This is a genomic window from Streptomyces sp. NPDC002386, from assembly GCF_053593175.1.
In genome coordinates, this window is sequence record NZ_JBSFBX010000008.1 from 297703 (window position 1) to 319935 (window position 22233).

A 22233-nucleotide genomic window follows, 5' to 3' on the forward strand; every position below is an offset into this window, starting at 1 on the left:
GTCGCCGTGACCACCGTCCGTCTGCCCCTGTTCCCGCTGAACTCGGTGTTGTTCCCGGGGCTCGTGCTGCCCCTGAACATCTTCGAGGAGCGGTATCGCGCCATGATGCGCGAGTTGTTGAAGACCCCCGAGGACGAGCCGCGCCGGTTCGCCGCGGTGGCGATCCGTGACGGCCACGAGGTGGCACCGAGCGCTCCGGGCATGCCGGATCCGACGGCGCAGCCCGAACGGGGCCCGGCCGCCGGCTTCGGCCCCGACCCCCTCAAGTCGTTCCACGGCGTGGGCTGTGTGGCGGACGCGGCGACCATCCGGGAGCGCGACAACGGCACGTTCGAGGTGCTGGCGACGGGGACGACCCGGGTACGGCTGCTGTCCGTGGAGGCGTCGGGCCCGTTCCTGACGGCTGAGCTGGAGGAGCTCCCCGAGGACCCCGGCGACGAGGCGGGCGCGCTGGCCGAGGGTGTCCTGCGCTCGTTCCGCCAGTACCAGAAGCGCCTGGCGGGCGCCCGTGAGCGCTCGCTGGCGGGCACGGAGCTCCCCGACGACCCCTCGGTGGTCTCCTACCTGGTGGCCGCCGCCATGGTGCTGGACACGCCGTCGAAGCAGCGGCTGCTCCAGGCCCCGGACACCGCCTCGCGCCTCAGGGACGAGCTGAAACTCCTTCGCTCGGAGGCGGCGATCATCCGTAGTCTGCCGTCCCTGCCCGCGTTCGAGCTGACGCGGACGCCGACCAGCATGAACTGAGCGAACCGAACCCGAGGCCCGGCACCCCGATGGCGAAGAAGTCCAAGAAGCAGCAGTCCGGCGGCACGCCCGCGACCGTGGCGCTGACCGCCGCGGGCGTGGCGCACACCGTCCACGCCTACGACCACGACCCCGCCCACCCGTCCTACGGCGAGGAGGCGGCGGAGGCGATGGGCGTCTCCCCCGACCGGGTCTTCAAGACCCTGGTGGCCGACGTCGACGGCGCGCTCACGGTGGCGGTGGTCCCGGTCTCCGGCACGCTGAACCTGAAGGCGCTGGCGGCGGCGGTGGGCGGCAAGCGGGCGGCCATGGCGGACCCGGTCCTCGCCCAGCGCACCACCGGCTATGTCCGGGGCGGCATCTCCCCGCTGGGCCAGCGCAAGAGGCTCCGCACGGTCCTGGACGACTCGGCAGGGGCCCACGCCACCATCTGCGTCTCCGCGGGCCGCCGGGGCCTCGAGGTCGAACTCGCGCCGACGGACCTGGCCGCGCTCACGGAAGCGGTGCTGGCACCGATCGGCCGCGACTGACCGGACCGGCCGGACCCGGCTTCCGCGGCGCCTCGGGCCGGTTCCAGGGGTCCCCCGGCCGTCAGGCCGGCCGATCCTCCGCGCCGGGATCCGGGACCAGGCGCGTCACGCCGGGTAGGGCTCCTCCGGGTCACGGGGGCCGAAGAGCGCCGTGAGGCCCAGGTGGACCAGCAGCGCGGCCAGGGGCCAGGCCAGCAGCGCGCCCTTCGCTCCCAGCTTCAGCGGGGCCGAGAAGGTCACGCCCTTCCCCACAGCCTTGGCGTGGGCTATGACGTCGGTCTCGGGGCCCAGCCAGACACCGAGCCGCCACGCCAGCAGCGACCCCAGCAGTCCGCCGAGGCCCAGCGCCACCACCAGCGGCACGCCGCCACGCCGTCGCCACAGGAACACCACGACCGCGCTGACCAGCCCGAGGGCCAGTCCCAGCAGCGTGAACGTCCCGTCCACGCCGACCGCCTGCTCGCCCTCGGTGTCCTTGATGTAGACGACCCAGCTCTTGTCGACGTGGTCGGCGATCAGCGGCACGTGCGGGGCCAGCCACCACCACAGCAGCCCGAGCAGCACCCCGCCCAGGGTCACCGCCACGGTGACCACCGCGGCCTCCCGCACTTCGGTCTTCATCCCAGGGCCGTCCTGTTCGTACATGCCCGCGAAGGGAGCCCCGGCGGGCGGAGCCTGCCGGACCTGGTGCGCGGAGTCGTCGTGCGGCGGCGGAGGCGGAGTCAGCGGTGCGGTCACCCTGCCATCGTGCCAGGTCGTTCCGTGAGCCGCGTCACCGGACGGCCGCCCTGCGGTACGCCCAGGTCGCCGCGGCCAGCGAGACCACTCCGACACCCGCGCACACCCCCAGGTCAGCCAGGACGACGGCCCAGTCGGGGTGCGCCCCGAAGGTCCGCGCGTACGCCTCCACGCCGTAGGTCGAGGGCAGCAGGTCCCGGGCGAGACGGATGATCTCCGGCATCCGGTCGGCGGGCAGCACGCCCAGCAGCAGGGCCGCCGACATGCCGAGCTGGCCGAGCAGCGTGGCCAGCTCGGGCCGCGGCGCGAGCAGACCGCAGGCGGCGCCGAGCCCGGCGAGCGCGGCCCCGGCGAGCGGGATCACGGCCACCAGGATCCACAGGTTGGACAGGGGCAGCCCGAACAGCACGCAGCCGAAGACGGCGGTCACCAGCGTCCCCGGCACGGTGAAGGAGGCGTACGCGCCCGCCGCGCCCAGCACCACCGCCGCCGGCGGCACCGGCAGCGTGGCGTAGTGGTCGAGTCCGCCGCTGGCCCGGAGCTGCCCGAAGTACTGCGACAGCAGGTTCAGCGCCACGTACGCGACGACCAGCACGGAGGAGCCGGCGACCACGGACTGGGCCTCGCCGCCGCTGTCCACGACGCCGCGCATCATCACGGTGATGCCGACGGACTGGAAGGTCGCCACGAACAGCAGCGGGATACGGGCCACCCGGGCCCGGGAGAGCTGCGCCCGGTAGACGGCCACCAGCGACGGCCACAGCCGCGCGGGCGGACCGAGCCCGGCCGCGCCCCGGGCCGCCTCCGCGACGCCCCGGGCGTCGCCGGGCAGAACCTCGGCGGGTACGACACTCACGACGCGCTGCTCCTCTTCCCTACGGCTCCGGCGCACACCCGTACGCATTCCGCGGCCCGCGCGCTCACGCCTTCACCAGACCCTGCCGGGCCGCCCCGCCCAGCGACAGGTACACGTCCTCCAGGCTGGGCGTGGCGAGCGTGAAGTCGTCGAGGGCGGCGAAGGCGGCGCCGCCGGTCACCGTGGCGACCGCGGCCCGGGCCTCCTCGGGAGCGAGGCGGAGCGTCCAGCGCCGGCCGGACTCCGTCGCCCGCTCGCGCAGTACGGCCACCTCGGGCACCTCCAGCGGCGCCCGGTCCCGCCACACCAGCTCCACCCGCACCTCGCCGGACACCTGTTCCTTCAGCCCCGCGGGGGTGTCGCAGGCGATGACCCGGCCCTGGTCCAGGACGGCGACCCGGTCGAGCACGGTCTCCGCCTCGATGACGTTGTGGGTGACGAGCAGCACGGTCGTGCCGCGCTCGGCCCGCCGCCGGTCCACGGCCGCCCACACCGCGCGCCGGGCCACCGGGTCCATGCCGGTGGTCGGCTCGTCGAGGACGAGCAGCGGCCGCTCCCCGACGAGGGCGGCGGCGAAGCAGGCGAGCCGCCGCTGGCCGCCGGACAGCTTCTTCAGCGCGCGGCCGGCCAGGGGCGTGAGACCGAGTTCGTCGAGCACGGCGTCCCGCTCGGCCCGGGCCCGCCGGACGTCCAGGCCGCGCAGGCGTCCGGTGGTCTCGGCGGCGAGCGCCACGGTCAGCTCGTCCAGGGCGGAGGACTCCTGCCCCAGGTAGGCGAGGATCCGGGCGGCCAGCCGGGGATGCCTGACGATGTCGTGCCCGAGGATCTCGACGCTGCCCGCGTCCGGCCGGAGGAGCCCGGTGAGCTGTCGCACCAGGGTGGACTTGCCGGCGCCGTTCGGCCCGAGCAGCCCGAAGATCTCGCCGCGCCGCACCTCGAGGGCCACCTCGTCGGTGGCCCGCACCTCGGGTGTGCCCGGTGTCCCGCGCCGCCCCTTCACGGGCGGATAGGTCTTGGTGAGCCCACGCACGCGTACGACGTCGTCGTACCGAAGTGCCTGTGCCGCGCGCGTACTCACAAAGGACGAGACTACGGGGTCGGGGGCCCTTACCCGTCCTCGGGGGCGGCCACGGGGGTTTCAGTCGGCGGCGGGCGCGTGCTGTTCGGTGGCCGCCGGGACGTCGACCTCGCGCCAGAAGCCCGCCCGGATGGCGTAACGGTCGTGCTCGTCGATCTGGTCGTCCTTGTGGGCGAGCAGGCCGAAGCGGGCGGCGTAGCGCAGCAGCTCGCCGTCGATGCGGTGCGGGATGCGCGGATACATCGTGGACAGCCGCTGCACGTGGTGCTGGTCGCCGAGCCGGGAGATCCAGCGGCGGGCGAAGACCTGCCCCACCTCGTACGGGTCGCCGCCGACGGTGGTGATGTCCTCCTCCCGGTCGGCCCAGCGCTGCTCGGCGGTGGTGAGCTGGGCGAGGGTCGGCATGGAGGCGACCTCGGGCGGCTCGGCGACCGCTCCCGGCCGGTCCACCCAGCCCTTGTCGGAGGACCACCTGAGGGTCGCGGTCGTCGGATGCTGCACGGCCTGCGCGCCGGGTGCGCGCAGCGCGGCGAGGTCCTTGGGGGTGGGCACGCCCTTGGGAGCGGGCGCCCGGCCCTGGGTGCTGTGCTCGGCGGCGGCCGGCGGGTGGGCGCCCTCGTCGGCGGGGCGTTCGGCGGCCGCGGTGAGCGCGGAGTCCGGCAGCGGCGCGGAGAGGATCGCGGCGATCTCGGGGCGGGTCGCGGGCGGCGGGGCGCAGACCCCGGTCAGCTCCTTGGCGCGGACGGCCTGGGTGATCCAGGCGCGGTCCAGCACCCGCCGCTCGTCGGCCTCCGCGACGAGGTCCTCGGACTGGTTGTAGTCGCCGTCGGCGGCCTGCACGGCCCAGAGGTGGACGGCGACGCCGTGCTCCTTGGCGGCCATCATCCCGGGCAGCAGGTCGCCGTCGCCGGTGACCAGGACGATGTCGGAACAGGCGCGGTTGCGTGCCAGCTCGGTCAGCTCGGCGTGCATGGCGGCGTCCACGCCCTTCTGCGCCCAGCGTCCGTCGCTGCGGGTGAGCGCGCCCAGCCGGACGGTGACCCGGGGCATCACGCGCAGCCGACGGTGCTCCGGCTGGGGGACCCGGTCGGGCGCGCCGTCGAACCAGTAGATGCGCAGCAGCGGGCGTTCGGTCTCCGACTCGGCGCGTTCGCGCAGGGCCTGGATCAACGCCGCGTGGTCGACGGTGATCCGGGACCGCGAGGGCTCACCGGCGAGGAGGCTGGCGGCGGCACCCAGCAGATACCCGGCGTCCACCAGGACGATGCAACGGTCCACGCGACTCACCCTCTTCCCGGGAGGCTTTGCTTCGGACTTCCTTCGAGTCTGCCCGAACGGACGGGCGTTAACGGCCGGAACTCGATCTTCGGCGTGGCGTTCCGAGGGCCCTTTCGCCCACCACCCCTGTCACACACGGTAATTATCCGACATGCGGTTGATGTCAGCGTATGTGAATCTGATCCCGGCCCTGGCCCCTAGATCCCCCTCAGGAGGCAGATCACCATGGCCAAGAACAAGAACCGCAAGCAGGGTGGCCCGCAGAACCGCGCTCCGCAGGCCGAGCACACGGCGGAACGCGCTCAGCGTCCGGCGGCGGAGGAACCCGAGTCCTCCATGGCGGGCGTCGCGGGCAGCCCTTCTGATGTCTCCCGTAAGAAGCAGAAGAGCTTCGGCCACAACTAAAGGGCATTTGAAGCCCAGGCACACAGGAGGGGCGCACCCGGTGAGGGTGTGCCCCTTCGTCATCGGCGCGGTGTCCCCGCGCGGTTGCCCGCCCTGCGGCTCAGCCGGCCAGGCAGGACGGGCCGAGCAGCACCTTCAGGTCGCCGAACAACGCCGGGTCGGGCTTGACCCGGTGCCGGTCCAGGCGCAGCACGGTGGTCTTGCGCGGGCCCTGGAGCTTGATCCGGACCTCGCTGTCGCCCTTGTGGTGGCTGAGGATCTCGCCGAGCCGGCTGACCATGGGCGGGGTGACCCTGGTGGCCGGGATGGTGAGGATCACCGGCGCGTTGGTGCCCGCGTTGGACAGGTCCGGGACCATCAGCTCCATGGCGACGAGCCGGGGCACGTCCTCGCGCTTGTCGAGGCGGCCCTTGACGAACACCACCGCGTCCTCGACCAGTTGGGTCGACACGAGCTGGTAGGTGGCCGGGAAGAACATGCACTCGATGGAGCCCGCGAGGTCCTCCACCGTGGCGATCGCCCAGGCGTTGCCCTGCTTGGTCATCTTGCGCTGCAGGCCCGAGATGATGCCGCCGATGGTGACGACCGCGCCGTCGGCGTGCTCACCGCCGGTGAGCTGGGAGATGCCCGCGTCGGCCTTGTCGGACAGCACGTGCTCCAGTCCGAAGAGCGGGTGGTCGGAGACGTACAGACCGAGCATCTCCCGTTCCTGGGCGAGCAGATAGGTCTTGTCCCACTCGTCCTCGGCGAACTGCACGTCGAGTCCGAAGCCGGGCTCGCTGCTGGTCTCCTCCCCCATTCCGCCGAAGAGGTCGAACTGGCCCTCGGCCTCCTTGCGCTTGACCGCGACCACGTTGTCGATCATCGGCTCGAAGTGCGCGGTGAGGCCCTTGCGGGTGTGCCCCAGGGTGTCGAACGCGCCCGCCTTGATCAGCGACTCGGTGGTGCGCTTGTTGCAGGCGACCGCCTCGACCTTGTCGAGGTAGTCGGGGAACGAGGCGTACTTGCCCTTGGCCTTGCGGCTCTTGATGATCGATTCCACCACGTTGGTGCCGACGTTGCGCACGGCTTCGAGGCCGAAGAGGATCACGTCGTCGCCCTGGGCGGCGAAGTTGTGCACCGACTCGTTGACGTTCGGCGGGAGCACCTTGATGCCCATGCGGCGGCACTCGTTGAGGTAGACGGCCGACTTGTCCTTGTCGTCCTTGACCGAGGTGAGCAGTCCGGCCATGTACTCGGCGGGGTGGTTCGCCTTCAGGTAGGCGGTCCAGTACGAGACCAGTCCGTACGCGGCGGAGTGCGCCTTGTTGAAGGCGTAGCCGGCGAACGGGACCAGCACGTCCCACAGCGCCTGGATCGCCTCGTCGCTGTAGCCGTTCTTCTTGGCGCCGGCCTGGAAGATGGTGAAGTTCTTCGCCAGCTCGTCGGGCTTCTTCTTGCCCATCACGCGGCGGAGGATGTCGGCCTCGCCGAGCGAGTACCCGGCGATGATCTGGGCGGCCTTCTGCACCTGCTCCTGGTAGACGATCAGGCCGTAGGTGACGGCCAGGACCTCTTCCAGCGGCTCCTCCAGCTCCTTGTGGATCGGGGTGATCTCCTGGAGCCCGTTCTTGCGGAGCGCGTAGTTGGTGTGCGAGTCCATGCCCATCGGACCGGGCCGGTAGAGCGCGGAGACGGCGGAGATGTCCTCGAAGTTGTCGGGCTTCATCAGGCGCAGCAGGGAGCGCATGGGGCCGCCGTCGAACTGGAAGACGCCGAGGGTCTCGCCGCGCTGGAGGAGTTCGAAGGTCTTCGGGTCGTCGAGCGGCAGGGCCAGCAGGTCGAGGTCGATCCCCTTGTTGGACTTCACCATCTTGACGGCGTCGTCCATGATCGTCAGGTTGCGCAGGCCGAGGAAGTCCATCTTCAGCAGGCCGAGCGACTCGCACTGCGGGTAGTCCCACTGCGTGATGGTCACGCCGTCCGTGTGCCGCACCCAGATGGGGGCGTGGTCGACGATGGGCTCGCTGGACATGATCACGCCGGCCGCGTGCACACCCATCTGCCGGACCAGGCCCTCGACGCCCTTGGCGGTGTCGATGACCTTCTTGACGTCCGGCTCGTTCTCGTACATCGAGCGGATCTCGCCCGCCTCGTTGTAGCGCGGGTGCGAGGGGTCGGTGATGCCGTTCAGGTCGATGCCCTTGCCGAGGACGTCGGCGGGCATGGCCTTGGTGAGCCGGTCGCCCATGGCGTACGGGTAGCCCAGCACGCGCGCGGAGTCCTTGATGGCGTTCTTCGCCTTGATCTTGCCGTAGGTGCCGATCATGGCGACCTTGTCGGCGCCGTACTTCTCGGTCACGTACCGGATCACCTCGACGCGCCTGCGCTCGTCGAAGTCGATGTCGACGTCGGGCATGGAGACGCGCTCGGGGTTGAGGAACCGCTCGAAGATCAGGCCGTGCGGGATCGGGTCGAGGTCGGTGATGCCCATGGCGTAGGCGACGATCGAGCCGGCCGCGGAGCCACGCCCGGGACCGACCGCGATGCCGTTCTTCTTCGCCCACATGATGAAGTCGGCGACGACGAGGAAGTAGCCCGGGAACCCCATCTGGATGATGACGTCCATCTCGTACTCGACCTGCTTCTGGCGGTCCTCCGGGATGCCGCCGGGGAAGCGCCGCTCCATGCCGCGGCGGACCTCCTCCTTGAACCAGGTGACCTCCGTGTAGCCGTCCGGGATGTCGAACTTCGGCATGAGGTTCTTCGCCTCGAACATGCCGGTGGTGTCGATCTGCTCGGCCACCAGCAGGGTGTTGCGGCAGCCCTCCTGCCAGGCGTCCGAGGAGTCGATGGCGTACATCTCGTCCGTGGACTTCAGGTAGTAGCCGGTGCCGTCGAACTTGAAGCGGTCGGGGTCGGAGAGGTTCTTGCCGGTCTGGATGCACAGCAGCGCGTCGTGGGCGGTCGCCTCGTGCGCGTACGTGTAGTGCGAGTCGTTGGTGACCAGCGGGGGGATGCCGAGCTTCTTGCCGATCTCCAGGAGGCCGTCACGGACCCGGTGCTCGATCTCGATGCCGTGGTCCATCAGCTCCAGGAAGTAGCGGTCCTTGCCGAAGATGTCCTGGTAGTCGGCGGCCGCCTTCAGGGCCTCGTCGAACTGGCCGAGGCGCAGACGGGTCTGCAGCTCGCCCGAGGGGCAGCCGGTGGAGGCGATCAGGCCCTCGGACCACTGGGAGATCGTCTCCTTGTCCATCCGGGGCCACTTCTGGAGCCAGCCCTCGGCGTAGGCGTCCGAGGAGAGCCGGAAGAGGTTGTGCAGGCCCGTCGCGTTGGCCGCCCAGATCGTCTTGTGGGTGTAGCCACCGGAACCGGAGACGTCGTCCCGCTTCTGGTGCGGCTGGCCCCACTGGATCTTGCGCTTGTTGCGCCGGGACTCGGGCGCGACATACGCCTCGATGCCGATGATCGGGGTGATTCCGGCCTTCTTCGCGGAATGGAAGAAGTCGTACGCCCCGTGCAGGTTGCCGTGGTCGGACATGGCAATGTGCGTCATGCCCATCTCGTTGCAGGCGTTGAACATGTCCTTGAGCCGCGCGGCACCGTCCAGCAGCGAGTACTGGGTGTGGACGTGCAGGTGCGTGAAGGGCGGCTTCGACACGGTGTGGCCTCCAACGGAAACACTTGGCGACGGGCTGGCGGACGGTCCGGGGGTCAGCGTCGAAGTCTATGCCCGTGCACTGACACACGCGGGGCATCCCCACGTACCTTCGTCCGGGAACCGGGCACTCCCGCGTGGCGTCGCCCGTTGAAGACGGCGGAGACGCTGTCGTTCCCCGCACGCCCATCCACAGCACCACCGTCCCGCACCAGGAGGCACTCCGCGATGCCGGTCCCCGAGCTCAACGACGAGCAGCGTGGCGAGGAGATCCTCGCCGTCTTCGACACCGCCTTCGGCCGGCTCCTCGCCGCCGACCCGGCCGCGTTCCGGGTGAAGTTCCGGAAGATGGCGGCCTCGGCCTTCGCGTTCTACCGGGGCACGGCAGGCCTCTTCTACCACGACCTCGACGCGGAGAAGCGCGGCGGCCCGTACCTGGACGACCGCACCTCGCGCGTGTGGATCCACGGCGATCTGCACGCGGAGAACTTCGGCACCTACATGGACTCCAACGGGCGCCTGGTCTTCAACGTCAACGACTTCGACGAGGCCTACGTCGGCCCGTTCACCTGGGACCTGAAGCGCTTCTCCGCGTCCATCGCGCTGATCGGCTACGCGAAGGCGCTCAGCGACGAGCAGATCACCGAGCTGGTGACGATCTACGCCGAGGCCTACCGGGAGCGCATCCACGCCCTGGCCACGGGCGCCAAGAGCGACGAGGTGCCGCCGTTCACCCTGGACACCGCGCAGGGTCCGCTGCTGGACGCGCTGCGTGACGCCCGCTCGCTCACCCGTTTCGGCCTGCTGGAGTCGATGACGGAGATCCGCGACTTCGAGCGCCGGTTCGCGCCGGGCGGCGGCTCCATCGAGCTGGACGCCGCGACCCGCTACAAGGTGCTGGCCGCCTTCGACGGCTACCTGGAGACGCTGCCGGAGACCTCGCTGGCCCGCCCGGACTCCTACCGGGTCAAGGACGTCGTGGGCCGCCGGGGCATCGGCATCGGCTCGGCGGGCCTGCCCTCGTACAACATCCTCCTGGAGGGGCACAGCGACGCCCTCGAGAACGATGTCGTGATCTACATCAAGCAGGCCCAGACCCCGGCGGTCTCCCGGCACATCACGGACCCGGCGATCGCGGAGTACTTCCTGCACGAGGGCCACCGCACGGTGATCTCCCAGCGCGCCCTGCAGGCGCACGCCGACCCGTGGCTGGGCTGGACCGAGCTGGACGGCGCCGGGCAGCTGGTGGCCGAGGTCTCGCCGTACGCCGTCGACCTGGACTGGGGCGACATCGACGACCCGGAGGAGATCGCGGCCGTCGTCGCCGACCTGGGCCGGGCCACGGCGACGATGCACGCGGCGGCGGACGACACCTCCGGCGAGTCCCTGGTGCCGTTCTCCACCGAGCGGGCCATCGACGCGGCCCTCGCGGCCGACGAGGAGGGTTTCGCGCCGCTCCTGGTGGACTTCGCGCACGGCTACGGCGCACGCGCGCGTGCCGACCACCAGATCTTCCTCGACCTGTTCCGCAACGGCCGGATCCCGGGGCTGTGACCTCCGGGACTCACAGCCATCCTTTAGGAGTCCCTTACCGGCGTCCGTGACACACTCTGTAGTCACCATGGACATCTCCGGGACCCAGCTCAGAGCCGTGCGCGCGGCGCTGTTCACGGCAGTGGTCGTGACGCTCAGCACCGCGTCGCACGTTCTGCTGTCCAGGGCCCCGCTGCCGGGGGCGACCGTGACCGCGGTCGCCACCGCGGTGTTCGTCACCGCGTACGCGCTGGCGGGCCGCGAGCGCGGCTTCGGCCGGATCGCGGCCCTGCTGGTCCCGCTGGAGCTGGCCGCCGACACCGTGTTCACCACCGGCCAGCAGTCCTGCTACGGCAGGGCGGGCGGCCCGGTCGCGGGTCCCCTGCACGCGTTCGGCTTCGACGTGCTGTGCCGGGGCGGCAGCGTCGGCACGCCGCTGGCCCAGGTGACCGGCGCGCCCGGCCGCGGTGCCGTGGTCCCGTTCGCGGACGCCGGCCCGGCCGCCGCCTGGCTGCTGCTCGCCGCGCACCTCGGCGTGGGGCTGCTGGCCGCCGCCTGGCTGCGCCGGGGCGAGCGGGCCCTGGCCCAGCTGCTGGGCGCGGTCGGCGCCACCACCTTCCGGCCGCTGCTGCTGGCGGCGGCAGCGGGCACCGTGCGGCCGCTGCCGGTCCGCGGGCTGCCGCGCCCGGCCCCCTGGCCGGCCGTCGCCCCGGACCGGCTCCTCGTGCACTCCCTGGGACGGCGTGGACCGCCGAGCTCCCGCGCTCTCGCCCTCCTCTGAGCGGCGACCGCTGAGCACGACCAGTCCCCCACACGTATCCCGCGTACGACGTGTGCGCGTCCCACATGGAGATCAACACTATGAGCAAGCGGAACAGCCAGTCGGCGAAGACGGCGGCCCGGGAGCGGCTGCGCCAGGAGCGCGAGCGGCAGGCCAAGCGCGACAAGGCCAGGCGGCAGATCATCGTGGCCGGCTCGGTCGTGGCCGTGCTGGCCGCGGCGGGCGGCATCGGCTACGCCGTCGTCCAGGCCAGCAAGCCCGGCTACTGGGAAGGGCTGAAGGACGCCTCCAGCGTCGTCACCCCGGCCAACGTCACCGGCACCAAGGGCACCACGGTCGTCATCGGCAAGGACACCGCCAAGAAGACCCTGAAGGTCTACGAGGACCCGCGCTGCCCGGTGTGCGCCCAGTTCGAGCAGACGGTCGGCTCGACGGTGAAGAAGGACATCGACGGCGGCAAGTACAAGATCCAGTTCGTGGGCGCCACGTTCATCGACGCCCACGACAACGGCGTGGGCTCCAAGAACGCGTTGAGCGCGCTCGGCGCCGCGCTCAACGTCGGCCCGGAGGCGTTCCTCGAGTACAAGGGCGCGCTCTACTCGGCGAAGTTCCACCCGGACGAGCAGACGGACAAGTTCAAGAGCGACGACTACCTCATCAAGATCGCCGACACCGTCCCCGCGCTCAAGAACAACGCCAAGTTCCAGAACGCGGTCAAGAAGGGCACGTACGACGCCTGGGCGATGGCGATGTCCAAGTCCTTCGACGCCAACAAGGACGGCGTGTCCGGCACGCCGAGCTTCGTCATGGACGGCAAGAAGCTCACCGCCGACAGCCAGGGCAACCCGCCCATGACCGTGGCCGACTACAACCGGGTGCTGGACGCGGCCCTCAAGGGCTGACCCTCACCGACCCTCCGTCAGGAACGGAGCACCGCGTGAAGAGCGGGCGAACTTTTCGAGTTCGCCCGCTCTCGCGCATACCGATCAGTAACCTGATCGGTCGTGACCAGTCGATACAGATCATCCGAGGCACACCAAGGCCTCAACTCCCTCTCGCCCCGCCGCCGTACGGTCGTCAAGGCCGCGGCGGCGACGGCTGTGCTGGCCGGCCCGCTCGCCGCCACCCTTCCGGCTCGCGCGGCCGACCAGGCCCCCGCCTTCCTGCACGGCGTCGCCTCCGGTGACCCGCTGCCCGACGGCATCCTGCTGTGGACCCGGGTGACACCGGTGCCCGAGGCGATACCCGGTTCCGGGATCGGCCCGGACACCGAGGTCGGCTGGGTCGTCGCCCGGGACAGGGCGCTCACCGACGTCGTCGCCAAGGGCTCGACCACCGCCAGGGCCGCGAGCGACCACACCGTCAAGGCCGACATCCGCGGCCTCGCCCCGGCCACCGACTACTGGTTCCGCTTCTCCTCCGGAGGCACCGACTCCCCGGTGGCGCGCACCCGCACCGCGCCGGCGGCGGACGCCGCCGTGCCGTCCCTGCGCTTCGGCGTGGTCTCCTGCGCCAACTGGGAGGCCGGTTACTTCGCCGCCTACCGCCACCTCGCGGCCCGCGGTGACCTGGATGCCTGGCTGCACCTCGGCGACTACATCTACGAGTACAAGTCCGGCGAGTACGCGGCCCGGGGCAAGGTCGTACGGCCGCACGCGCCGGCGAACGAGATCCTCACCCTCGCCGACTACCGGATCCGGCACGCCAGGTACAAGACCGACCCCGACCTGCAGGCGCTGCACGTGAAGGCGCCGGTCATCGCGATCTGGGACGACCACGAGTTCGCCGACAACGCCTGGTCCGGCGGCGCCGTCAACCACACCGAGGGCGCCGAGGGCGCCTGGTCGGACCGTCAGGCCGCCGCCAAGCAGGCCTACTTCGAGTGGATGCCGGTCCGCCCCGCGATCGCGGGCACCACCTACCGGCGGCTGCGCTTCGGCAAGCTCGCCGACCTCTCCCTGCTGGACCTGCGTTCCTTCCGCTCCCAGCAGGCCGCCACGGCCAGCGGTTCGGTGGACGACCCGGACCGCACGCTCACCGGCCGCGCGCAGCTCGACTGGCTCAAGGCGGGCCTGAAGGCCTCCGACACCAGGTGGCGGCTGGTCGGCAACTCCGTGATGATCTCGCCGTTCGCCGTCGGCTCCCTCTCCGCGGACCTGCTCAAGCCGCTCGCCAAGCTGCTGGGCCTGCCGCAGGAGGGCATCGCCGTCAACACCGACCAGTGGGACGGCTACACCGACGACCGGCGCGAACTCCTCGCCCACCTGCGGTCGAACGCCATCGGCAACACCGTCTTCCTGACCGGTGACATCCACATGGCGTGGGCCAACGACGTGCCGGTGGACGCGGGCACCTACCCGCTGTCGGCGTCGGCGGCCACCGAGTTCGTGGTCACGTCGGTCACCTCCGACAACCTCGACGACATCGTGAAGGTCCCCGAGGGCACCGTCTCGGCCGTCGCCTCGCCCGTCATCCGGGCCGCCAACCGGCACGTCCACTGGGTGGACACCGACCGGCACGGCTACGGCGTGCTGGACATCACCACCGACCGCGCGCAGATGGACTACTACGTGCTGTCCGACCGCACCGACGCGAACGCGACCTCCGCCTGGGTGCGTTCGTACCGCACCCGCAGCGGCACGCAGAAGGTCGAGCGCACGTACGACCCGGTGTAGCCGTCCGCTCCGCGGCTACAGACTGTCGAGGAAGCCGAGCGCCACCCGCCAGGTGGCCTCGGCGGCCTCCTCGTCGTAGTCCGGCAGACCGGGGTCGGTGTAGACGTGACCGGCCCCGGCGTACCGGTAGACCTCCACGTCCGCGCCCGCCCGGCCCATCTGCAGGTACCAGGCGCTCAGCCAGTCGTCCGTCTCGAACGGGTCCGGCTCGGCCACGTGCAGCTGCACCGGCAGCTCGTCCACCCGCGCGTTCGGCGCGATGTCCGACGTGCCGTGCAGGAGCAGCAGGCCGCGGGCCCGCTCGTCGCCGAGGGCCAGCGTCTGGGCGACGGACGCGCCGAGCGAGAACCCGGCGTACACGAGACCGCGCTCGGAGTACGGCGCCGCGGCCAGCACGGCCCGCTTCAGCAGCTCCTCCTTGCCGATCCGCTCCTTGAACTCCATGCCCTCCTCGACCGTCTCGAACGTGCGCCCCTCGAAGAGGTCCGGCGTCCACACCTCGTGGCCCGCCGCGCGCAGCCGGTCCGCGGCGTCGCGCACCGCCGGCCTGAGCCCGTAGGTCGAGTGAAAGAGCATGATGTTCATGGGGCCATGGTGCCAGCCGGGCGGGGCGGGGCCCGAACCGCCGTACCCGGATACGCGCCGAACTCACATGTTCATCCCCGGCGGCCAACGGTTAGGAGCGGAGGATGGAGAACGTACTCCGCCCTCTGATCGTCATCGGCAGCTCCGTCGTGCTCACCCTGGCCATCGGCTGGGCCACCGACCGGCTGCTGCGCAAGGCCGACGCCCGCAATTCCGAGACCCCGCTGTGGGAGCTGCTGCGGCGCGGCCGCATTCCCTACCAGCTAGTCCTCTGCGCCGCCATGCTCAGAGGCTCCTACGACCAGGCCGAACTGCTGGAGCAGCATCAGGCGGGCCTCGGCCGCGCGCTGACGCTGGTCCTCATCGGGTCCGCCGCCTGGCTGGTGATCCGGATCGCCGCGGCGATCGTGGAGACCTCGTACAGCCGCTACGCACGCGCCCACCGGGACGCGGCCCGGGTGCGCCGGGTGCGCACCCAGGTGGAACTGATCATGCGGGTGGTCTCGGCGATCGTCATCGTCGTGGCCGCCGCCTCGATGCTGCTGACCTTCCCGGCGATGCGCGCGGCCGGTGCCTCGCTGCTGGCCTCCGCCGGCATCCTCGGCATCGTCGCCGGTGTCGCCGCCCAGTCGACCCTGTCCAACATGTTCGCGGGGCTGCAGATCGCCTTCGGCGACATGGTGCGCATCGGCGACACGGTCGTCGTGGACGAGGAGTGGGGCACGGTCGAGGAGATCACCCTCACCTTCCTGACGGTGCGGACCTGGGACGAGCGCCGGATCACCATGCCCGTGTCGTACTTCACCTCCAAGCCGTTCGAGAACTGGTCGCGGGGCACCCCGCAGATGACGGGCATCGTCTACTGGCACCTGGACCACAGCGCGCCCATAGAGGCGATGCGCGAAAAGCTCCGCGACATCCTGCGCCAGTGCCCGGCCTGGGACGGCCGTGCCTACAACCTCGTGGTGACGGACACCACGGCGAACACCATCCAGGTGCGCGCCCTGGTGACCGCCAAGGACGCGGACGACATCTGGACGGTACGGGTCGCCGTGCGCGAGGAGATGATCACCTGGCTGTCCGCCGAGCACCCGTACGCGCTTCCCCGGGTCAACACCTCGGACGCGGTCCTCGCCCCGAACCGCATTCCGTCGCCCGACCGCGCGACGCTCCGCAAGGCGTACGAGTTCCCGCGCACCGGCCGCGGCTGACCCAGCGCCCGGGGACGCGGTCGCCGAGGGCCGGCGCACGCGTCCCCGGGTGCGCCGGCCCGACCGGGTTCAGCGCAGGCTGCGCACGTCGAGATGGCGCAGCACCCGGTCGACGATCTCCGGATCGGAGCCGGGCTCGCTGCGGGCCGCCAGCACCTCGTGCCGCGCGGCGCTCAGCATCTCGCCCTGGATCCGCCTGACCCGCTTCAGCCGCCGCGCCCGCTGGTGCTGCGCCTCCCGGCGCTCCTCCTCGCCCATGTCCGGACTGATCCGGATCCCGATGTCGAAGGCCCGCCGCAGCATCTGCTCCGACAGCTCCTCGGGCAGCTCCTCGACCTGCTCGATCTCCCGCAGCCTGCGCTTGGCGGCCTTGGCGGCCCGCACCGCCAGCTCCTTCTCGAAGTCCTTCTCCCGCTCCGCGTCCGCCTGCACCCGCAGCCGCCGCACCAGCCACGGCAGCGTCAGGCCCTGCAGTACCAGCGTGACGATGATCACTCCGAAGGCGATGAACACGAGCTCGTCCCGGTCGGGGAACGGCGCACCGGCGTCCGTCTCGAGCGGGATGGCCAGCACCAGCGCCACCGAGGCCACCCCGCGCATCCCGGACCACCACATCACGACGGTCTCCCGCCAGCTCACGGGGATCTCCTCCTCGATGTCCCGCCGGGCGTGCAGCCGCTTGGTCAGCCAGGTGGCGGGCAGCAGCCACAGCAGCCGTACGACCACCACCACGGCCGTGATCGCCGCCGCCCAGCCGAGCAGTTCGCCCCACCGCCCGGACGCCGTCCGGATGGCGTTGTGCAGTTCCAGCCCGATCAGCCCGAAGGCGACACCGGTGACCAGCGTGTCGATGATGTCCCAGAAGGTGTGCCCGGCGAGCCGGGTCATCACGTCGTCGGCGTCGGTGGCGTACTCGGAGAGGAAGAGCGCGGTGGTGAGCACGGCGAGCACCCCGGAACCGTGCAGTTCCTCGGCGAGCACGTAGGAGGCGAAGGGCACCAGCAGGGTCAGCCCGATCTGCAGCGTGGGATCGCCGAGCAGGTTCATCAGCCTGTTCGCGGCCCAGCCCAGCGCCAGCCCGACGGCGACCGCGACGACGGCGGACAGGATCAGGTCGAGCCCCGCGTCCCAGGGGGAGAACTCCCCGCTCACGGCGGCCGCGACGGCCACGTGGTACAGCACGATGGCCGTCACGTCGTTGAAGAGCCCCTCGCCCTCCAGGATCGACACCAGCCGGCGCGGCAGCCCGAGCTGTCCGGCGACGGCGGTGGCGGCGACCGGGTCGGGCGGGGCGATCAGCGCGCCCAGCACCACGGCCGCGGCGACGGGCAGCCCGGGCACGATGGTGTGGGCGACGGCGGCCACGCAGAACGTCGTCACGAAGACCAGGGCGACGGCCAGCAGGAAGATCGGCCGCTTGTTCGCCGCGAACTGCCGCCAGGAGGTCCGGCGTACGGCGGCGTAGAGCAGCGGCGGCAGCAGGGCGGGCAGGATCAGCTCGGGCGGGAACTCCACGTTGGGCACGAAGTCCGCCACCGCCAGGACCCCGCCGAGCAGGGTCATCAGCACCGGCGCCGGCACCCCGAACCGGTTCCCGACGGGAACGCTCAGCAGGGCCCCGAGCAGCACCACGAACAACAGGGCCAACTGATCCACGGCCAGCGCTCCGGGAGTCGACGATCACACGGGCAGGCCTCCAGCCTGCCACGGCGCCCGCGCGGCGGCCGTCCCGGCGGGTCTACAGGACGCGCCGCATGGCCCGGTGCGGGATCCCCGCGTCCGGGAACTCCGGGCCGTACGCCTCGTACCCGAGACGTTCGTAGAAACCGAGGGCGTGGGTCTGGGCGTGCAGGTCCACCGCGGCCAGGCCGCGCGCGCGTGCCGCCTCCTCGACGGCCCGCACCAGGGCGGCGCCGACGCCGAGACCGCGTGCCGAGCGGGCGACGGCGAGCCGGCCGAGGGAACCCACCGAGGCGTCCCCGCCGGTCTTCGCGGCGGCGGCCTCGCCGTGCAGCAGTCGTCCGGTGCCGAGCGGCACGCCGTCCTCGCGGACCGCGAGGACGTGGACGGCTACGGCGTCGTAGGCGTCGTACTCGATGTCCTGGGCGACGCCCTGCTCGACGACGAACACCTCCTTGCGCACCGCGAAGCAGGCCTCCCGGTCGGCGGGGTCCTCGGCGACGCGGACGGTGTACGGCGTGCTCACGCGTAGGTCTCCTCGCGGACCTGGTCGAGGGCCTGCCGCAGATCCTCGGGGTACTCGCAGCCGAACTCCACCCACTGCCCGTCACCGGGGTGCTCGAAGCCGAGCCGCACGGCGTGCAGCCACTGGCGGGTCAGACCCAGCCGCTTGGCGAGGGTCGGGTCGGCGCCGTAGGTCAGGTCACCGACGCAGGGGTGGCGGTGGGCGGACATGTGGACGCGGATCTGGTGGGTGCGGCCGGTCTCCAGCTTCACGTCGAGCAGGGAGGCGGCGCGGAAGGCCTCGATGAGGTCGTAGTGGGTCACGGAGGGCTTGCCCTCGGCCGTCACCGCCCACTTGTAGTCGTGGTGGGGGTGGCGGCCGATCGGGGCGTCGATCGTGCCGCTGGTCGGGTCCGGGTGGCCCTGCACGAGGGTGTGGTAGCGCTTGTCGACCGTGCGCTCCTTGAACTGGCGCTTGAGCGACGTGTACGCGTACTCGGACTTCGCGACCACCATCAGGCCGGACGTGCCCACGTCCAGGCGGTGCACGATGCCCTGGCGCTCGGCGGCGCCGGAGGTGGAGATCCGGTAGCCGGCGGCGGCGAGGCCGCCGATGACGGTCGGGCCGCTCCAGCCCGGCGAGGGGTGCGCGGCCACACCGACCGGCTTGACGATCACGACCACGTCGTCGTCGTCGTGCACGATCTCCATGCCCTCGACCGGCTCGGCGACGACCTGCACGGGGGCGGGCGCCTGCGGCATCTCGACCTCGAGCCAGGCGCCGCCGCGCACCCGCTCGGACTTGCCGACCACCGTGCCGTCGACCTGCACCTTGCCTGCCGCGGCGAGTTCCGCCGCCTTCGTACGGGAGAAGCCGAACATGCGGGAGATGGCGGCGTCGACGCGCTCGCCCTCCAGGCCGTCGGGCACGGGCAGGGTACGGATCTCGGGAATCGTGCTCACCCGTCGAGTATGCCGGACGGCTCGGGCCGCCCCGAACGAGCCTGTGGACAACGGGCCCGCACGGGGGCCTGGCTCAGTCCTTGTGGACGGTGCCGTCCGGGTCGAGGCCGCGGAAGGACAGCAGCACGATCAGGATGCCGCCGCACACGATCGCCGAGTCGGCCAGGTTGAACACCGCGAAGCCCTTGGGCGCGATGAAGTCGACCACCTCGCCCTGGAAGACGCCGGGGGCCCGGAAGACGCGGTCGGTGAGGTTGCCGAGCGCGCCGCCGAGCAGCAGGCCGAGCGCGATCGCCCAGGGCAGGCTGTAGAGCTTGCGGGCGAGACGGACGATCACCACGATCACCGCGGCCGCGATCAGCGTGAAGATGATCGTGAAGGCGGCTCCGAAGCCGAAGGCGGCGCCCGGGTTGCGGATGGCGTGCAGCTCCAGCCAGTCCCCGACCACCTGGATCGGCGCGTGGTGCTCCAGCTTCGCCACCACCAGCATCTTGCTGATCAGGTCGAGGGCGTACGCGAACACGGCCACCGCGAACAGCACGGCGATCCGGCGCCCGCGTCCGCCGCGCTCCCGCGCCGGCGCCGTCTGCCCGCCGGTCCCGGGCGCACCGGACGGACCGGACCCGGCGGGTGCTTCGGCCGCCGCCGTCTGCTCGTCGCTGTCGTCCGGGGTGTCCGGCGTACCGATGATGCGCTCCGCCTCTGCCACGTGAGTCCCTCAACCTAGGTGCCTGACTGAGGACGAGAGTACGGCACGCCCCGCCCGGCCCCGGCGCTCAGGAGCGGCGTTCCTGTTTCTGCTTGCACTCGACGCAGAGGGTGGCCCTCGGGAACGCCTGCATGCGCGCCTTGCCGATGGGATTGCCGCAGTTCTCGCACAGTCCGTAGGTGCCCGCGTCCAGCCGTTCCAGGGCGTGCTCGTTCTGGGTCAGCATCTCGCGCGCGTTGGCGGCCAGCGCCATCTCGTGCTCGCGCGTGATGTTCTTGGTGCCGGTGTCGGCCTGGTCGTCGCCGGCGCCGTCGCCGGAGTCGCGCATCAGGCCGACGAGGGCGCTCTCGGACGTGCTGATCTCGGTACGCAGCCGGTCCACCTCGGACGACAGCTCGGTGCGGGCGTCGGCGACCTCCTCGGGGGTCCAGGGGTCCTCGCCGGGGCGTACCGCGAGATCGCCGGGTTCCGCCGCGGCGAGCCGCGCCTTGGGAACGGCGCTCTGCTTCGCCGCGGCCGTGCCAGGAGTCTTCTTCGCAACCACTGTCGTGGCTCCCGTCTGCTTCGCGGCCCGCGCCGCGCCCGCCTTCTTGGCCGTGCTCTTGCCGGCCGCCTCCGAGGAGGGGCCCTCGGTGGCCGTCCGCTCGGTGACGGCCTCTTCACCGCCCGTCCTTCGGGCGGCCACCGGGTGCGCGGCCGCTCTCCCGGCACCCGTCCTCCCTGCCGTGCCCTCGACGGCAGATCCCTTCCCTCCCGGGCCCTTTCCGACCACTCGCCCGGCGGCCGTCTTCTTCGCGGCCGCCTCCTTCGAAGCCTTGCCCTTGCTTCCGGCGTGCTTCCGGTCCGCCTCCCCACCGGCCGCGGCCGTCGCGGCGGCCTCCTCACCGGCCACGGCCGTGTCCCTGGAGGCCGTCGCCTCGACCGCCGCGTGCTTCCGGGCAGGCCTCCCACCGGCCGTGCGCTCCCGGACGGCCTCCTCACCGGCCACTTCCGCGCCGTGAGCAGTGCCCTGCGAGGCCGTCCCCCCGACCACCGCGCGCTTCCGGGCGGGCTTCCCGCCGGCCGCTTGCCTCCGGACGGCCTCCTCACCAGCCGCGTCCGCCGCAGCCGTCGCCGTCCCCTCGGCCGTCGCGTGCTTCCGGGCCGGCTTCTTGCCGTCCGTTTCCGCGGCCGGGGCCGCCGATCGGGACGGCCGCTCCGCGCGCGTGCCCTCGGAACCGGTCTCCTTCGCGGTCGCCGTCATGGCGTCCGTCTCGTCCACGGCCGCCTTCTTCGCAGCCCCGGCCGGCCTCCTGACCGCAGCCTTCTTCGGGGCGGCTGCCTCCTTCACGGCCCTCTCCGGGGAGGCATGTTCCTCGACAGCCCCCGGCGTCTTCGCGGCGCCGTCCTCGCCGGTGGTGCCCTTGGCCGCCGCCGGCCTCGCGGTCGCCTTCCCGGCCGGCGCCTTCCCCGACGTCCTCCCGGCCGGTGCCACCCCGGCCGCAGCCCTCGCCGCCGACGTCTCCCGGGCCGTTGCCCTCCGAGCCGACGTGCTCCCTGCCGCGGCCTTCCCGGCCGGCGCCCGCTTCCCGCCGGACGCGCCGTGGGCCGCCCCGCCGCCGGCAGGAGCGGGTCCACCGCCCTGCTCCGTGGACGCGGGCTTCCCCGCGGTCGTCGCGTGGTGGGGCCTCTTCGCGCCGGCCGCCGGGGCCCGGGCCGTTTTCACCGGCCCCGCCCGCCCGGCCTGGACGGCATCCGCCCGCGAGGTCTTCCTGCCGCCGGCTCCCTCGGCTCCGCCGCCGGAAGCGGCCGCACCACTGGAGCGGCCGGACGCCGGCTGCTGTACGGCGGTCTTCTTCGCCACCATGGCCGCGGCCCCTTCACATATTGTGATCTTGCTCGCGAATCGTGCTGGGACGATAAATCGACTTGAGTCCCGCGGCAACGGGGCACACCGCCCGATTCGCCCGCCCGCATCCCCCGAGCAGCGGACCTGCAACCGTTGTGCCCAGCTCTCCGCCGGGTAATCCGCGAGGTGGAGCGCGCCACGGCGCGAGCGCCGCCCCCCTCGCCATTCGGGTCATCCCGCCCGCTCCCCCGCTCGCCCCGCACGCGCACGGGAAAAGCGGTCGGCCGCTGTCCGCGCGGCGCCGTACACTGGGCGGAGCGAGAAGCATGGATGGGGACGAGTAGCGGCGTACGCAGCGCAGAGCGACCCGGGGACGGTGTGAGCCCGGGGGCGAGCGCGACGCGAAGATCACCCCGGAGCCGCCGGAAGAAAGCCGTGGCAGCCGCCACGGCGAGTAGAACCGGCTTCGCGACCCCAATGAGGGGGCTCACGGCGCGG

The 22233-nt window shown here is 71.9% G+C and carries 19 protein-coding genes; 8 read left to right on the top strand and 11 right to left on the bottom strand.

The genetic code is table 11. From position 1 onward, the window contains the following. Positions 1 to 6: 6 nt before the first annotated feature. Positions 7 to 744, top strand: coding sequence for an LON peptidase substrate-binding domain-containing protein (locus ACWCPN_RS18650; RefSeq protein ID WP_199210191.1), 738 nt, complete (start codon positions 7 to 9; stop codon positions 742 to 744). 29 nt (positions 745 to 773) lie between these two features. Beyond that, positions 774 to 1274: a Cys-tRNA(Pro) deacylase gene (ybaK, locus tag ACWCPN_RS18655; protein WP_451207258.1), complete on the top strand. Its 501-nt coding sequence runs from the start codon at positions 774 to 776 to the stop codon at positions 1272 to 1274. A gap of 105 nt (positions 1275 to 1379) precedes the next feature. Here the strand turns inward: ybaK and ACWCPN_RS18660 are convergent, their stop codons facing one another. The 4 genes from ACWCPN_RS18660 to ACWCPN_RS18675 form a co-directional block, all read right to left on the bottom strand. Then, entirely contained in the window at positions 1380 to 2012 is a 633-nt protein-coding gene (locus ACWCPN_RS18660) for an AAA family ATPase (RefSeq protein ID WP_392295013.1), read from the bottom strand. A gap of 34 nt (positions 2013 to 2046) precedes the next feature. Continuing rightward, positions 2047 to 2868 (bottom strand): ABC transporter permease, encoded by an 822-nt coding sequence (locus ACWCPN_RS18665; protein WP_451207261.1) that lies wholly within the window; start codon positions 2866 to 2868, stop codon positions 2047 to 2049. A 64-nt stretch (positions 2869 to 2932) separates the two neighbouring features. After that, the gene (locus ACWCPN_RS18670) at positions 2933 to 3946 is read right to left on the bottom strand and encodes an ABC transporter ATP-binding protein (RefSeq protein WP_365126604.1); all 1014 of its coding nucleotides are present in this window, start codon (positions 3944 to 3946) and stop codon (positions 2933 to 2935) included. A gap of 60 nt (positions 3947 to 4006) precedes the next feature. Then, positions 4007 to 5224: an NYN domain-containing protein gene (locus tag ACWCPN_RS18675; protein ID WP_392402583.1), complete on the bottom strand. Its 1218-nt coding sequence runs from the start codon at positions 5222 to 5224 to the stop codon at positions 4007 to 4009. 225 nt (positions 5225 to 5449) lie between these two features. On the opposite strand from ACWCPN_RS18675, the gene ACWCPN_RS18680 reads away from it, so the two are divergent. Further along, entirely contained in the window at positions 5450 to 5629 is a 180-nt protein-coding gene (locus tag ACWCPN_RS18680) for a hypothetical protein (RefSeq protein ID WP_199210193.1), read from the top strand. Positions 5630 to 5729: 100 nt separating this feature from the next. Here the strand turns inward: ACWCPN_RS18680 and dnaE are convergent, their stop codons facing one another. Continuing rightward, a complete protein-coding gene (gene dnaE / locus ACWCPN_RS18685; RefSeq protein WP_451207265.1) occupies positions 5730 to 9269 on the bottom strand; it encodes a DNA polymerase III subunit alpha in 3540 nt (1179 codons plus the stop codon). 225 nt (positions 9270 to 9494) lie between these two features. Here dnaE and ACWCPN_RS18690 point away from each other — a divergent pair, with 225 nt between their 5' ends. The 4 genes from ACWCPN_RS18690 (at position 9495) to ACWCPN_RS18705 (ending at position 14255) form a co-directional block, all read left to right on the top strand. Then, entirely contained in the window at positions 9495 to 10820 is a 1326-nt protein-coding gene (locus tag ACWCPN_RS18690) for a DUF2252 domain-containing protein (protein WP_199210195.1), read from the top strand. A gap of 67 nt (positions 10821 to 10887) precedes the next feature. Further along, a complete protein-coding gene (locus ACWCPN_RS18695) occupies positions 10888 to 11580 on the top strand; it encodes a hypothetical protein (protein WP_451207268.1) in 693 nt (230 codons plus the stop codon). A gap of 80 nt (positions 11581 to 11660) precedes the next feature. Beyond that, a complete protein-coding gene (locus ACWCPN_RS18700; RefSeq protein WP_451207271.1) occupies positions 11661 to 12482 on the top strand; it encodes a thioredoxin domain-containing protein in 822 nt (273 codons plus the stop codon). 102 nt (positions 12483 to 12584) lie between these two features. Further along, positions 12585 to 14255, top strand: coding sequence for an alkaline phosphatase D family protein (locus tag ACWCPN_RS18705; RefSeq protein ID WP_199210197.1), 1671 nt, complete (start codon positions 12585 to 12587; stop codon positions 14253 to 14255). 15 nt (positions 14256 to 14270) lie between these two features. Here ACWCPN_RS18705 and ACWCPN_RS18710 read toward each other — a convergent pair whose 3' ends face one another. Then, entirely contained in the window at positions 14271 to 14840 is a 570-nt protein-coding gene (locus ACWCPN_RS18710; RefSeq protein ID WP_365126620.1) for a dienelactone hydrolase family protein, read from the bottom strand. A gap of 104 nt (positions 14841 to 14944) precedes the next feature. Between ACWCPN_RS18710 and ACWCPN_RS18715 the strand changes: the two genes are divergently transcribed. Continuing rightward, positions 14945 to 16051, top strand: coding sequence for a mechanosensitive ion channel family protein (locus ACWCPN_RS18715; RefSeq protein ID WP_451207273.1), 1107 nt, complete (start codon positions 14945 to 14947; stop codon positions 16049 to 16051). Between the two features lie 69 nt (positions 16052 to 16120). On the opposite strand, the gene ACWCPN_RS18720 is transcribed toward ACWCPN_RS18715, so the two are convergent. The 5 genes from ACWCPN_RS18720 to ACWCPN_RS18740 all read right to left on the bottom strand — a co-directional run bounded on the left by ACWCPN_RS18720 (position 16121) and on the right by ACWCPN_RS18740 (position 21237). After that, the gene (locus ACWCPN_RS18720) at positions 16121 to 17707 is read right to left on the bottom strand and encodes a Na+/H+ antiporter (protein ID WP_451207276.1); all 1587 of its coding nucleotides are present in this window, start codon (positions 17705 to 17707) and stop codon (positions 16121 to 16123) included. 82 nt (positions 17708 to 17789) lie between these two features. Beyond that, a complete protein-coding gene (locus ACWCPN_RS18725; RefSeq protein ID WP_451207279.1) occupies positions 17790 to 18257 on the bottom strand; it encodes a GNAT family N-acetyltransferase in 468 nt (155 codons plus the stop codon). Continuing rightward, positions 18254 to 19198: an RluA family pseudouridine synthase gene (locus tag ACWCPN_RS18730; RefSeq protein WP_199210201.1), complete on the bottom strand. Its 945-nt coding sequence runs from the start codon at positions 19196 to 19198 to the stop codon at positions 18254 to 18256. The genes ACWCPN_RS18725 and ACWCPN_RS18730 overlap by 4 nt, the downstream gene beginning before the upstream one ends. A gap of 73 nt (positions 19199 to 19271) precedes the next feature. Beyond that, on the bottom strand, positions 19272 to 19907 hold the full coding sequence (lspA, locus tag ACWCPN_RS18735) for a signal peptidase II (RefSeq protein ID WP_451207282.1): 636 nt from the start codon (positions 19905 to 19907) through the stop codon (positions 19272 to 19274). A gap of 67 nt (positions 19908 to 19974) precedes the next feature. Continuing rightward, positions 19975 to 21237, bottom strand: a complete 1263-nt coding sequence (locus ACWCPN_RS18740) for a TraR/DksA family transcriptional regulator (protein WP_451207285.1) — start codon at positions 21235 to 21237, stop codon at positions 19975 to 19977. Positions 21238 to 22233 lie beyond the last annotated feature (996 nt).